12 protein-coding genes are annotated in these 12,687 nt (G+C 74.1%); 5 read left to right on the forward strand and 7 right to left on the reverse strand.

From position 1 onward, the window contains the following. Position 1: 1 nt before the first annotated feature. A complete protein-coding gene (locus IF20_RS13820) occupies positions 2-559 on the forward strand; it encodes a GNAT family N-acetyltransferase (protein WP_052865420.1) in 558 nt (185 codons plus the stop codon). A 36-nt stretch (positions 560-595) separates the two neighbouring features. Here the strand turns inward: IF20_RS13820 and IF20_RS13825 are convergent, their stop codons facing one another. Both IF20_RS13825 and IF20_RS13830 read right to left on the reverse strand, forming a co-directional pair. Further along, positions 596-1,264, reverse strand: a complete 669-nt coding sequence (locus tag IF20_RS13825; protein WP_407702491.1) for a response regulator — start codon at positions 1,262-1,264, stop codon at positions 596-598. Next, a complete protein-coding gene (locus tag IF20_RS13830; RefSeq protein WP_052865421.1) occupies positions 1,255-2,463 on the reverse strand; it encodes a sensor histidine kinase in 1,209 nt (402 codons plus the stop codon). The genes IF20_RS13825 and IF20_RS13830 overlap by 10 nt, the downstream gene beginning before the upstream one ends. Before the next feature lie 111 nt (positions 2,464-2,574). Between IF20_RS13830 and IF20_RS13835 the strand changes: the two genes are divergently transcribed. Beyond that, complete coding sequence (locus IF20_RS13835; RefSeq protein WP_110944145.1) at positions 2,575-4,179, forward strand: serine hydrolase domain-containing protein; 1,605 nt, start codon at positions 2,575-2,577, stop codon at positions 4,177-4,179. Here IF20_RS13835 and IF20_RS13840 read toward each other — a convergent pair. From IF20_RS13840 to IF20_RS13855, 4 genes are all read right to left on the reverse strand, one after another. Continuing rightward, positions 4,127-4,867 carry a GntR family transcriptional regulator gene (locus IF20_RS13840; RefSeq protein ID WP_052865422.1) on the reverse strand — a complete coding sequence of 247 codons (741 nt, stop codon included), beginning with the start codon at positions 4,865-4,867 and terminating at the stop codon, positions 4,127-4,129. The two genes, IF20_RS13835 and IF20_RS13840, sit on opposite strands and share 53 nt — an antisense overlap. A gap of 157 nt (positions 4,868-5,024) precedes the next feature. Further along, positions 5,025-5,855 (reverse strand): HpcH/HpaI aldolase/citrate lyase family protein, encoded by an 831-nt coding sequence (locus IF20_RS13845; protein ID WP_052865423.1) that lies wholly within the window; start codon positions 5,853-5,855, stop codon positions 5,025-5,027. Next, positions 5,852-6,775, reverse strand: coding sequence for an FAS1-like dehydratase domain-containing protein (locus tag IF20_RS13850; RefSeq protein ID WP_052865424.1), 924 nt, complete (start codon positions 6,773-6,775; stop codon positions 5,852-5,854). Before IF20_RS13850 ends, IF20_RS13845 begins: the two co-directional genes overlap by 4 nt. A gap of 53 nt (positions 6,776-6,828) precedes the next feature. Further along, the gene (locus tag IF20_RS13855; RefSeq protein WP_052865425.1) at positions 6,829-8,223 is read right to left on the reverse strand and encodes an MFS transporter; all 1,395 of its coding nucleotides are present in this window, start codon (positions 8,221-8,223) and stop codon (positions 6,829-6,831) included. A 256-nt stretch (positions 8,224-8,479) separates the two neighbouring features. On the opposite strand from IF20_RS13855, the gene IF20_RS13860 reads away from it, so the two are divergent. Genes IF20_RS13860 through IF20_RS13870 form a run of 3 tightly spaced genes read left to right on the forward strand, consistent with a single transcriptional unit; the run spans position 8,480 to position 12,079 of the window. Further along, positions 8,480-9,697: an MmgE/PrpD family protein gene (locus IF20_RS13860; protein ID WP_052865426.1), complete on the forward strand. Its 1,218-nt coding sequence runs from the start codon at positions 8,480-8,482 to the stop codon at positions 9,695-9,697. Continuing rightward, complete coding sequence (locus IF20_RS13865) at positions 9,697-10,884, forward strand: CaiB/BaiF CoA transferase family protein (protein WP_052865427.1); 1,188 nt, start codon at positions 9,697-9,699, stop codon at positions 10,882-10,884. The genes IF20_RS13860 and IF20_RS13865 overlap by 1 nt, the downstream gene beginning before the upstream one ends. A 31-nt stretch (positions 10,885-10,915) precedes the next feature. Then, a complete protein-coding gene (locus tag IF20_RS13870; protein ID WP_052865428.1) occupies positions 10,916-12,079 on the forward strand; it encodes an acyl-CoA dehydrogenase family protein in 1,164 nt (387 codons plus the stop codon). Here the strand turns inward: IF20_RS13870 and IF20_RS13875 are convergent, their stop codons facing one another. Further along, positions 12,080-12,634, reverse strand: coding sequence for a PadR family transcriptional regulator (locus IF20_RS13875; RefSeq protein ID WP_052865538.1), 555 nt, complete (start codon positions 12,632-12,634; stop codon positions 12,080-12,082). Between the last annotated feature and the right edge of the window lie 53 nt (positions 12,635-12,687).

The following is a 12,687-nucleotide window of genomic DNA, read 5'->3' on the forward strand; positions in this document are numbered from 1 at the left end:
CATGGCCAGTGACCCCTGTGTTCTGCCGGGCGGCGTCGTGCTGCGCCCGGCCGTCGCCGACGACGCCGAAGGGCTGCTCGCGGCGTACTCGCACAACCGTGAGCACCTGCGCCCCTGGGACCCGCTGCGGGAGCCGGACTTCTACACCCTGGAGGGGCAACGGGAGCGGCTGCTCGGCCAGTTGGCGGAGCGGGACGAGGGCCGGCTGATGCTGTGGGTGCTGACGTCCGGCCCCCGCATCGTCGGCGTCCTCACCCTCTCCGGCATCCGGTACGGCCCGTCCTGCAGCGGCAGCCTCGGCTACTGGATCGACGTCGACCACACCGGCAAGGGGCTGGCGAGCGCGGCCGTCGAGGCCGCCGTCCGGTACGCCGACGAGGCCGGGCTGCACCGCCTCGAAGCGGGCACGCTGCTGCACAACACCGGCTCGCAGCACGTCCTGCGCAAGTGCGGCTTCGAGCCCTACGGCGTCGCGCCCAAGTACCTCCACATCAACGGCGAGTGGCAGGACGTCCGGCTCTTCCAGCGCATCCTCAACGACCGCCCGCCGCGCGTCTGACGAGGCCTCCGGCCGTCCGGCGCACCTCGGATCTTGTCAGCCCCGCAGGTACGTCAGGACGGCCAGGACGCGGCGGTGGACGGTGCTGTCCACGGGGAGGTCGAGCTTCTGCAGGATGCTGCCGATGTGCTTGTTGACGGCGGCCTCGGTGACGAACAGGCCACGCGCGATGGCGGTGTTGGAACGGCCCTCGGCCATCAGGCCCAGCACCTCCCGCTCGCGCGGCGTCAACCGCTGCAACGGGTCCTGGCGGCGGCGCAGCAACTGACGGACGACCTCCGGGTCGATGACCGTGCCGCCGGCCGCGACCGCGGTGACCGCGTCGGCGAACTCCGTCACCGCGCTGATCCGGTCCTTCAGCAGGTACCCCACCCCGCTGTCGCCGCCGAGGTCCAGCAGGTGGGTGGCGTAGGACTGCTCGACGTACTGGCTCAGCACGAGCACCGGCAGGTCGGGCAGGTCCCTGCGCAGCGCCACGGCGGCCCGCAGCCCGTCGTCGCCGTGGCCCGGCGGCATCCGCACGTCGCTGACGACGATGTCGGGCCGGTGCGTGTGCACGGCGGTGACCAGCGCTTCGGCGTCCCCGACCGCCGCGAGCACCTGATGCCCGAAACGGGTCAGCACGCCGACCACCCCGTCCCGCATCAGGGCCGAGTCCTCGGCGAGCACGACGCGCAGGGGTGTTCCCGCGGGGTTCAGCGGCACGGCAGCTCCACATGGATCAGGGTTGGTCCGCCGGCCGGGCTGGACAGCCACAGCCGGCCGTCGGTGGCCTCGACCCGGTCGGCGAGGCCGGTCAGGCCGGTCCCGGCGGCCGGATCGGCGCCGCCGGTGCCGTCGTCGCCGACCGACAGGACGAGGGTGTCCGTACGCAGCCGGGCCCGCACCTCGGCGCGGCCCGCTCCGCTGTGCTTGGCGACGTTGGCCAGCGCCTCGGCGACGACGAAGTACGCGGTGGTCTCCACGCCGGGCGGCAGGCGGTGCGGCAGCCGGATGTCTACCTCGACCGGCACGGACGACCGGGTGGCGAGGTTGTCCACAGCGGCCGCGAGTCCGTGGTCGGTGAGCGCCTTCGGGTGCACGCCGCGGCTCAGCTCCCGCAGCTCCTGCACGGCGAGCGTCAACTGCTCCTGCGCGTCGGCCAGCTGCCGCTCGACGGGGGAGCCCGGCGCCGCGTCCAGGCGGGCGAGGCCCAGCAGCACGTTCAGCGACACCAGCCGCTGCTGGGCGCCGTCGTGCAGGTCCCGCTCGATCCGCCGGCGCTCGGCGTCGAAGGCGTCCACCAGCCGCGCCCGGGACGCCCGTACCCGCGTCAGCTCCTGGTCGCGCGGGGCCAGCAGCAGGCGGGTCAGCGCGGCGCGGGCTCCGGCCCAGGCGGTGAGCGTGTACGGGGCCGCGGGCAGCATGCACAGGCCGATGACCGCGAAGGGCCAGGCGCCCGGGTCGTCCAGGGGCGAGGTGCCGACGACGAACGGCAGCACCAGCGCGAAGCCCAGTACCAGCAGATCCATCCACCACAGCGCGGCCAGCGACACCGCCGTGAAGCCCAACTCCCGCCAGGTGACCGGCTCGTGCAGCCGCGTCGAAAGCCAGGCGCGGCGGCCGGGGCGCGGCGGCGGGCGGTGCGGATCGGGCGCCGGGTCGGAGTCCACCAGCCGCAGCCGCCACCGCTCGACGCGCGCCACGAGGATCCCCGACAGCGCCACGCCCAGCAGGACGGCCACGCCCACCCCGACGGCGAGCAGCACCAGTCCGGCGACCGTCAGCAGCACCAGCACCGTGCCCGCGGCCGCGCCGAACGCGACGCCGGTGAGCAGGTAGGCCAGCGAGCGCCAGGGCCACGCCGAGGTCAGGAACCGCAACGGGCGCTGCGCGAGAGCCTGCCAGGCGGTCTCGGGACGCACGCGGCATACGGTACCGCCGTGCCGATCATGTGACGGTAGTGCGGGCACTACCTTCGCCCCTCCCTCCAGCGCCAATGCGCGGAGCACGCCGGACCGGCTGGGATACCGGGCATGGAAAAGAACTCTCCGGTCGCGGCGAAGCATCCGACGCAATGGGCGGTACGGCGACGGGCGGCCGCGCTGTTCCTGGCCCTCTTGACGCTGCTGGGCGTGGCTCCGTCCGCCGCGGCGGCGCCCGCAGCGCCGCCCGCCGCCGTCACCCCGGCCGCCGTGGACCGTTACGTACGCGACTACATGGCCCGTACCGGCCTGCCCGGCGCGGTGGTCGCGGTCACCAAGGGGAACCGGATCATCCGCACCGCCGGGTACGGGCACACCGCGGGCGGCGCGCGGCTCACCGCCCGCAGCCGCGTCCCGGTCGCCTCCGTCTCCAAGTCCTTCACCGCCCTCGCCGTCCTCCAGCTCGCCGACGCCGGCCGCGTGGATCTGGACGCGCCCGTCCGGCGCTACCTGCCGGAGTTCCGGCTCGACGACGAGCGGGCCCGGCGGATCACCACCCGGCAGCTGCTCAACCAGACCTCCGGCATGGAGGACAGCACCTACCCCGACATGGCCGTCGACCAGCCGCACACCCTGCGCGGCGCCGTCGCCGCCATGCGCCACTCCGGGCTGGCCACCGCACCCGGCACCCGCATGCGCTACCACAACTCCAACTACGTCGTCGCCGCGCGGCTGGTGGAGGTGGTGAGCGGTCAGCCGTTCGCCGACTACCTCACCGACCACGTGTTCCGCCCGCTCGGCATGCGGCACACCCGTACCGTCGACAGCACCACCGACATGCCCGAACGCGCCCGCGGCCACGTCCGCGCGTACGGCACGACGGTCGCGCTCCCGCACCCGCGGCTCTTCGTGGCCGGCAGCTTCGGCGTCGTCACCACCGCCGACGACCTCGCACGCTGGCTGATGATGCAGAACAGCGGCGGGCTGGCGGCGGACGGCCGGCGCATCGTCTCGGCCCGCGCCGTCGCGACGATGCACACGCCGGGCAAGGCCACCGAGCACACCGACTACGGCATGGGCTGGTGGCTGCGGAAGGAGCCGGGACGGGCCACCGAGATCCAGCACAACGGCCAGCTGTTCACCCGGACCGCGATCCAGACCCTGCTGCCCGGCAGCGGCTACGGCATCGCCGTGGCCGGCAACACCGGGTTCCTCTCCGGCGAGGACAGCGGGATCATCGCCCGCGGCCTCTCCGACCTGGCGCAGGGCCGGCAGCCCACGGACGAGGAACCCTTCACCATGACCGCCGACCTCGTCCTCGGCGCGCTGACCCTGCTCGTCCTCGGGCTCGGCACACTCGGCGTGGTCCGCTCCCGGCGCTGGGCCCGGCGCGCCGCAGCGCGCCCCTGGTGGCGCCCGGCCCTGCGGCTGCTGCCGTACGCCGCGCCCCTCGCCCTCTGCCTCTTCCTCAGCGACCTGGTCGGCTGGTCGATGCGCAGGGCCGGGCCCTTCTGGCAGGTGGCGTACGCCTGGCCGGCCCTGACGGTCTGGGTCGTCGCGAGCGCACTGGCCGCCGCGACCGTCGTCCTCGTACGCATCGTCAGGACGGTGGCGGCCCGCCGCGCGGCCGGCGGGCGCACGGACAAGAGCAGGGACACGGGGGTCAGCGGCGCAGCCGGACCCGGTAGGAGTACTGCTCCGGCAGGAAGTAGCTGATCGCCAGCTCCACGCGGCGGCCCTCGGACGTGGTGTAGAGCCGGTCGATGCGCAGCAGCGGGTGGCCCGGCTCGCACGCCAGCTCCGCCGCGACGGCCGCCGGGGCCGGCGCGACCGTGATGGACTGCTCGGCCTCCGTGATGGGCGAGTCCAGCCGGTCGTCCAGCAGGCCGATGATGGTGAAGGTGGAGCGCGCGCCGGCCTCGGCGAGCTGCGCCACGTCCGCCAGCGTCTCCCCGACGTCCGGCGGCAGCCACACCGTCGTATGGCAGAACGGCACGTCGTCGTGGAGCCGGCGGAAGGCGAGGGTGTGCACCACGTCGCTGTCCAGCCGCAGCCGCCCGGCCGCGTCGATGTCCACCCGCCGCCGCAGCGGCCCGGTCAGCTGCATGGTCGTGTCCAGCGACAGGCCCATCAGGTCGTCGACCGAGCCGAACCTGCGGAGGTAGCGGCCGTCGCGCGGCGCGGCGAACGTGCCGCGCCCGGGCACCCGGTACACCAGGCCCTCGGCGACCAGGTCATGGAAGGCACGGCGCACCGTCTGCCGGCTGACCCGGTACTTCTCGGCCAGCTCCGCCTCGGTCGGCAGCCGCACCCCCTTGGGGTACCGGTCGACCGCCAGATCCGTGCGCAGGTCGTCCGCGAGCTGCTGGTACGCGGTCCGTCCACGGGTCGGCTTGTTGGCCATCACATCCTCGTCGCCGTTCGGGTGGGAAGGGATGGCCAGCTTATCGGCCGGGGAACGCGCCGGTCACCTGCGGGGACGGCACGGCGGCCGCCCGCGGGCGGCAGACCCCCGGCTCGCGGGCCCGGTATGTCCGGCCGCCCGCGAGCCTGACCGGCGGTCAGCCGCGCCCGGCCGCGGCCAGGACGCGGCGGGCCCGCTCCAGTACGGGGCGGTCCACCATCTGCCCGTCCACCACGGTGACCGGGCCCTCCGCCGCGAGCACCCGTCGCGCCCACTCCCGTTCGTCCGCGGACGGAGTGAACCCTTCGTGTACGGCGTCGAGTTGACGCGGATGGATGCACAGCTTGCCGCCGAAGCCCAGCCGCCGGGCGTGCGCCACGTCCGCCGGCAGCGGGCCGTCGGCCGCCAGCCCGGCCGTGACACCGTCGAGCGGCGGCGCGAGCCCGGCAGCGGCCGAGGCGCAGACCAGCCGCGAGCGCGCGTACGCCAGCGCCTGATGGTCGTCGGGGTCCACACCGAGCTGCGCCGCGAGGTCGATGTTGCCGAAGGCGGCACGTACGACGTTGGGGGCGCGGCACAGCGCGGCGGCGTTCTCCACCCCGGCCGCCGTCTCCACCAGCGCCAGCACCGGCAGCCGGCCGCCGGTCCGGTCGGCGACCGCGGCCAGGTCGGCCGGGTCCTCGGCCTTGGGCAGCATGACGGGCGCGCCGTGCGCGGCCGCCATCGCCAGGTCGGCCGCGTGCCACTCGGTGCCGGGCGGGTTGATCCGCACCACGGCCCGCGCGCCGCCCGCCAGCCACCCGGCCACGGCGTCCCGCGCGGCGTCCTTGCCCTCCGGCGCGACCGCGTCCTCCAGGTCCACGATCACCCCGTCGGCGCCGGCCGCGGCCGCCTTGGCGTAGCGGTCGGCGCGGTCACCGGGGACGAAGAGCAGGCTGCGCGCCGCGGCGAGTGCTGCCGCGTACGGGATGGCGTCGGCGGCGGTCATGCGAACGTCACCTCCGCCGTGGCGTGTTCGGCGGCGCGCGGTCCGGCGACCGACAGCCGCACGCCCGCCGCGCCGTCCGCCTCGTACGGCGCGCCGCAGGACAGCAGCCGCTCGCCGCAGAAGGACGGTTGCCGCAGCCGGTAGGAGAGGGTGTGGACGGTGCGGTCGGGCGCGTGCCGGCGGACCAGTTCCAGCATCTGCAGGACCAGCAGCGGACCGTGCACGACCAGCCCGGGGTAGCCCTCGACGCCGGTGACGTAGGGCTGGTCGTAGTGGATGCGGTGCGCGTTGGCGGTCAGCGCGCTGACGCGGAAGAGGACGGCCGGGTCGGTGGTCCACGGCAGCTGCCACGGCGCGTCGCTGTGCGGTGCGGCGGCCGGGTCGAGGGTGATCCGGTCCGGTACGGGCGCGCCGCCGCCGCTGCGGTAGACGATGTCCTGCTCCTCGACCACCCGCACCTCGCCGTCCTGGCGGAACTCGGTGCGCGCGGTGACGAACAGCAGCCCGCCGGTGCGGCCCTGCTTGGCCTGCACCTTGACCACGCTGCTGGTCTGCTCGGCCGGCTGCCCGACGGTGAGCGGGGTACGGACCTCCAGCCGGCCGCCGGCGAACATCCGGCGGCGCTGCGGCAGCGGCGGCAGGAAGTGGCCGTCGCGCAGGTGGCCGTCCGGGCCCAGCTCGCTCTGCCGGGGCCAGTGGAGGAAGTGCAGCCAGTGCCAGAGCGGCGGCAGCGGCTGCCCGGCCGCCGCCACCGGGTCGGGAAGGTCCAATACGGCGGAGAGCGCGGCGACCGGCGCGGGGTCGAGCGGGTCGGTGGCGCGGGTGTCGGCCGGGTGCCAGGTGCGGGCGGTCTCTTCGAGGACGCGGAAGTCGGCGGACGGAGTGTCGGCGGTCGAGGTGTCGGCGGGGGCGCCGGTCATGGGGGCTCCTGTCGTGCGGGGTGTGCTGTCGTGCGAGCGGACGGGCGGGCGTGTCAGCGGGTGGCGGCGGGGCGCGGGGCGTCTTCGGGTACCCGCCCATCGTGCGCGGCCCGGCCGTGCAGGTCCTCCAGCGGCCTGTCGCGGGTGTCGATGCCGAAGAACGCGACGGTGAGGGTGGCGATCAGCCAGGCGCCGGCGACGAGGACGAACACGCCCACGTAGCCGAACCGCGGGGCGGTGTAGACGGCCGCGATGACCAGCGGGGCGACGATGTTGGCTGCCCGGCCCGCACCGTTGCCGAGCCCCGAGCCCGCGGTGCGCAGCGCGGTCGGGAAGTGCTCGGGCGTGTAGGAGTACAGGACGGCGATGTAGGACTGGCTGAGCGCGGCGACCAGCACGCCGAAGACCATGACGGCCACCGTGTCGGTGCTCAGCCCGTAGCCGATGCCGACGGCGGCGACGATGAGGCCGAGCGCCACGGAGAGGTGCTTGCGCGAGAACCGGTCGATGAACGGGGTGGCGAGGAAGGCGCCGGGCACCGCGCCGATGGTGGTGATCGCCGACATGGTCATCGACGTCGCGAAGTCCTGGCCGCGGTCGGCCAGCAGGGTCGGCACCCAGGACTGGAAGCCGTAGAAACCGGTCAGCGCGAACGCCCACACCACCATCATGACGAGGGAGTTGCGGCGCTGCCCCGGCGCGAAGAGGTCGCGGAAGCGGGCCTTGGGCCGCGCCGCGGGGTGCGCTGAGGCCGGCTGCTCCTGCCCGTCACCGCGGAAGTCCGGTACGAAGCGGCGCACCGTCTCCTCGGCCTCCGCGACCCGGCCCCGGGAGAGCAGCCAGCGCGGCGACTCGGGCAGCCGCAGGACCAGCGGGAGCAGCAGGAAGCCGAGCGCGCCGGCGACGAACAGCCAGCGCCAGGACGCCGGGTGGGACACGGTGATGAAGCGGGCGGTGAAGGCGGTCAGCGGGATGCCGACGAGGCCGACGCCGAGCGCGACGGCCTGGAAGCGGCCGCGGTGGGTGGTGGGGGTGACCTCGGAGAGGTACGAGATCGCGATGGCGGTCATCGCGCCGAGGCCGAAGCCGGTGAGCGCGCGGGTGGCGGCCATCGGGCCCGGCGTGGAGACGAGGGCGTTGAGCAGCGAGGCGGCGGAGAAGACGGCGACCGCGGCCGACATGCCGAGCCGGCGGCCGAGCAGGTCGGCGGCCCGGCCGCCGGTGACGGCGCCGAGCGCCATCCCGGCGAAGCTCAGCGCGGTCACCAAAGCCACGTCCTGGACGGTGAAGTGGTGCGTGGTGCGGATCGCGGGGGCGGCGAACGCGAAGGTGTTCAGGTCGGCGAGGTCGAACAGGAACATCGCGCTGACGACCAGCAGCACCGTGCGGTGGACTCGGCCGATCGGTGCTCCGCCGAGAGCGGCGAGGGCGGGGGACGGGGGCGTCACTGACCTACCTCCAAGGGGTCCCGGAAACGGGCGGCCATTCAGCGCGGCCATGTACGGCATTGCTACGTACAAAGTGGCTCCACGCATGGCGTCGGCATTCTGTGGTCCGGCTCACGCTGGCGTCAAGGCCCGGGGAATGCCGGATCGGATGGCGAGGTAGGCGCCATTGACACCGCGATCATTTGGCCGTACAAATCCTCGGCAGAGGAGCCACCGACCGCGAGGCCGGTGGCCGCCGCACCACGGAGGGGACCGCATGACCGCCGCCCGAGCCCTCGCCCGGTGGGCCTACGACCACCGGGCCGATCCCGACGACCGCGCGCTCGCCGACCGGGCGCTGGCCGACACCGTCGCCGTCGCCCTGGCCGCCCGCGACCACCCACTGCGCCCCGTCGCCGCACCGCTCCCGGACGCGGCCCGCTGGGCGGCCATGGCGCACGTGCTGGACTTCGACGACCTGCACATCGGGACCACCACGCACATCTCCGTCGTCACCGTCCCCGCCGTACTCGCCGCCGGCGGCGACGCGCGCGCCTACCTCGCGGGCGCCGGCGTCCTGGCCCGGCTCGGCGCGATGCTCGGCTGGGGCCACTACGCGGCCGGCTGGCACGCGACCTGCACCGCGGGCGCCCCGGCCGCCGCCGTCGCGGCCGGCGTCGCCCTCGACCTGGACCCCGACCGGCTCGCCACCGCCATGGCGCTCGCCGTCCCCGCGGCCGGCGGCGTCCAGGAGGCCTTCGGCACCCACAGCAAGTCCCTTCAGGTGGGCTTCGCCGCGGACGCGGGCGTCCGCGCGGCACGCCTCGCGCAGGCGGGCGCCACCGCCGACCCGCGCGCCCTGGATGCCTGGCTGGAGCGCGTCGGCGGTACTCCCACCACCGAGTTCCCCGCAGCGCCCGCCGTCCCCGGCGGCCTGGCGATCAAGATGTACCCCTGCTGCTACGCCATGCAGCGGCCGATCGCCGCGCTGCGCGAGGTCCGCGACCGGGTGCACGGCGACCTCACCGGCGTCACCGTCACCACCCCCGCCGGCACCGTCCACCCGCTGATCCACGACCGGCCCACGACCGGCCTGGAGGGCAAGTTCTCCATGCCGTACGCGGTCGCCACCGCGCTCCTCGACGACTATCCCGGCTTCGACAGCTTCACCGACGAGGCCGTGGGTCGCCCCGCGGCGCAGAAGCTCATGGCGCAGGTCACCGTCGACCGGCGGCCCGGTGAGACCACCACCCTGCTCGACGGCGAGGTCGCCCTCCGGCTGGACTTCACCGACGGCACGGCCGTCCACGCCGAGCTGGCCCTGCCGCCCGGCTCCCCGCAGCGCCCGCCCACCGCCGGCGAACTGCGCGAGAAGTTCGCCGCCTGCGGCCCCGGCGTACCGGACCTGCTCGCCGGCCTCACCTGGGAGCGCGCGGCGGACCTGATGCGTACGGCGTTCCCGGCCGCCACCGATTCCCCCGTGCAGGAGTCCTGATGGAGCAGCAGCGCCCCCTCGAAGGCATCACCGTCGTCAGCATCGAGCAGGCGGTGGCGGCCCCCTTCGCCACCCGCCAGCTCGCCGACCTCGGCGCCCGCGTCATCAAGATCGAGCGCCCCGGCGACGGCGACTTCGCCCGCCGCTACGACACCACCGTGCACGGCCACTCCAGCTATTTCGTGTGGCTCAACCGCTCCAAGGAATCCCTCACCCTCGACCTCAAGGACGCGCGCGGCCGGGAGATCCTGCACGAACTCCTCGCCGAGGCCGACGTGTTCGTGCAGAACCTCGCGCCGGGCGCCGCCACCCGCCTGGGCCTCGGGCCCGACGAACTCACCGCCCGCTACCCGAAGCTGATCCCCTGCACCGTCTCCGGCTACGGCACCACCGGCCCGTGGGCCGACCGCAAGGCCTACGACCTGCTCGTGCAGTGCCAGACCGGCCTGGTCTCGCTCACCGGCACCGCCGAGGAGGCCGCCCGCGTCGGGGTCTCCGTCGCCGACATCTCCGCCGGCATGTACGCCTACAGCGGCATCCTCGCCGCCCTCTTCGCCCGCGCCACCACCGGCGTCGCCCGCGCCGTGGAGGTCTCCCTCTTCGAGGCGCTCTCGGAGTGGATGAGCCAGCCCGCGTACTACACCCGGCACAGCGGCAGCCAGCCGCCGCGCGTCGGCACCCGGCACGCCACCATCGCCCCGTACGGTGCCTTCACCGCCGCCGACGGCAAGGACGTGCTCTTCTCCATCCAGAACGAACGCGAATGGGCCGCGCTGTGCGACGGCTTCCTGGGCCGGCCCGAGCTGACCGACGACCCGCGGTTCGCCACCGGCTCGGCCCGCGTCGCCCACCGCGACGAACTGGACGCCATCGTGGCCGAACGCTTCACCCGCTCCGACGCGACGGACGTCCGGAAAGACCTGGACGCGCTCGGGATCGCCAACGCAGGGGTGAACTCGGTCGCCGAATTCCTCGAACACCCCGTCCTCGAAGGCCGGAACCGCTGGCGCGAGGTCGCCGTGCCCGGCGCCACCGTGCAGGCCCTCCTGCCGCCCGCCGACCTCGCCGGGCTCACCGCCCGCATGGACCCCGTACCGGCCGTCGGCGAACACACCGAAGCGATCCTCACCGCACTCGGCCGCACCCCCGACGAGCTCGCCGCGCTCCGCGCCGACACGGTCGTCTGACGCCCGCCCCGTACTCACCGAAGGACCCCGCATGAGCACCCTGGACACCCTCACCGACGACGAGCGATTCGTGGTCGAGACCGTGCACGACTTCGTGAACAAGGACGTCAAGCCGGTCGTGCAGGAGCTGGAGCACGCCGACACCTACCCCGAGGCCCAGATCGAGAAGATGAAGGAGCTGGGCATCTACGGGCTGGCCGTGCCCGAGGAGTACGGCGGCACGCCGGTCTCCACGCCCTGCTACGTGCTGGTCACCGAGGAGCTGGCGCGCGGCTGGATGAGCCTGGCCGGCGCGATGGGCGGGCACACCGTGGTGGCCAAGCTGCTGCTGCACTTCGGCACCGAGGAGCAGAAGCGCCGCTACCTGCCGAAGATGGCCACCGGCGAGATCCGCGCCACGATGGCGCTCACCGAGCCGGGCGGCGGCTCGGACCTCCAGGCCATGCTCACCAACGCCCGCAAGGACGAGCAGGGTTATGTCATCAACGGCAGCAAGACCTGGATCACCAACGCCCGCCGCTCCGGCCTGATCGCCCTGCTCTGCAAGACCGACCCCGACGCCACCCCCGCCCACAAGGGGATCTCCATCCTCCTCGTCGAGCACGGCCCCGGCCTCACCGTCTCCCGCGACCTGCCCAAGCTCGGCTACAAGGGCGTGGAGAGCTGCGAGCTCTCCTTCGACAACTACCGCGCCGCGCCCGACGCCGTCCTCGGCGGCACCGAGGGCAAGGGCTTCGCGCAGATGATGAAGGGCCTGGAGACCGGCCGCCTCCAGGTCGCCGCGCGGGCGCTGGGCGTCGGACGGGCCGCCCTGGAGGACTCCCTCGTGTACGCCCAGGAGCGGGAGTCCTTCGGCAAGCCGATCTGGCAGCACCAGTCGGTGGGCAACCACCTTGCCGACATGGCCACCAAGCTGACCGCGGCCCGCCAGCTGACCCTGCACGCCGCGCGCGAGGCCGACGCGGACCGCCGGGTCGACATGGAAGCCGGCATGGCCAAGCTCTTCGCCTCCGAGACCGCCATGGAGATCGCCCTCAACGCCGTCCGCATTCATGGCGGTTACGGCTACTCCACCGAGTACGACGTCGAGCGGTACTTCCGTGACGCACCACTGATGATCGTCGGCGAGGGCACCAACGAGATCCAGCGGAACGTCATCGCCGCACAGCTCGTCAAGCGCGGCGGACTGGACTGATCAGGGCTCTTCGCGCCGGCTCCCCAACGCCCGCAGCTCCTCCAGCGACTCGGTGAGCCACTGCACCCAGAAGGTCTCCTGGGCGATGCCGGCGCGCAGCACGAGATGCTGCAGCCGGTCCGCCTCCGCCGTCTTCGCCGGCGGGAAGTCGCGCGCCTCGATCTCCTGGTACTCCGCCAACTGCCGCTGATGCAGGTCGAGATGGCGCGCGAACTCGTCGGCCAGACCGCCCGTGCCGACGACCGCGGCGGCCCGTAGCCGCAGCAGCAGGGGGTCGCGCATGGCCCGCGGTTCCTGCCGCTCGGCCACCCACGCGGTGAGCGCCTCGCGGCCGGCCGGCAGCACCTCGTACTCCCGCTTCTGGCCGCGGGAGGGCTGCGCCTGCGGCAGGGCGTGGATCAGCCCGCCCTCCTCCAGCTTCCGCAGCTCGCGGTAGATCTGCTGGTGGGTGGCGGACCAGAAGTAGCGGATGGACCGGTCGAACCGCCGCGTCAGCTCCAGCCCCGACGACGGCTTTTCCAGCAGGGCCGTGAGGATCGCGTGCGGGAGGGACATGGCGGCCTTCCGGAGTGCGGTGGTGCGTGGCGCGGATGCGGGTACCGGCGGCG

The organism is Streptomyces niger, from assembly GCF_000718305.1.
In the GTDB taxonomy this organism is placed as follows: Bacteria; Actinomycetota; Actinomycetes; order Streptomycetales; family Streptomycetaceae; genus Streptomyces; species Streptomyces niger.

What these genes read in the sequence shown, in the direction of transcription:
- IF20_RS13850 (WP_052865424.1), bottom strand. Translation starts at nt 6,775, where the DNA reads ATGACCGGCGCCCCCGCCGACACCTCGACCGCCGACACTCCGTCCGCC.
- IF20_RS13870 (WP_052865428.1), top strand. Translation starts at nt 10,916, where the DNA reads ATGAGCACCCTGGACACCCTCACCGACGACGAGCGATTCGTGGTCGAG.
- IF20_RS13845 (WP_052865423.1), bottom strand. Translation starts at nt 5,855, where the DNA reads ATGACCGCCGCCGACGCCATCCCGTACGCGGCAGCACTCGCCGCGGCG.
- IF20_RS13835 (WP_110944145.1), top strand. Translation starts at nt 2,575, where the DNA reads ATGGAAAAGAACTCTCCGGTCGCGGCGAAGCATCCGACGCAATGGGCG.
- IF20_RS13860 (WP_052865426.1), top strand. Translation starts at nt 8,480, where the DNA reads ATGACCGCCGCCCGAGCCCTCGCCCGGTGGGCCTACGACCACCGGGCC.
- IF20_RS13840 (WP_052865422.1), bottom strand. Translation starts at nt 4,867, where the DNA reads ATGGCCAACAAGCCGACCCGTGGACGGACCGCGTACCAGCAGCTCGCG.
- IF20_RS13875 (WP_052865538.1), bottom strand. Translation starts at nt 12,634, where the DNA reads ATGTCCCTCCCGCACGCGATCCTCACGGCCCTGCTGGAAAAGCCGTCG.
- IF20_RS13865 (WP_052865427.1), top strand. Translation starts at nt 9,697, where the DNA reads ATGGAGCAGCAGCGCCCCCTCGAAGGCATCACCGTCGTCAGCATCGAG.
- IF20_RS13820 (WP_052865420.1), top strand. Translation starts at nt 2, where the DNA reads ATGGCCAGTGACCCCTGTGTTCTGCCGGGCGGCGTCGTGCTGCGCCCG.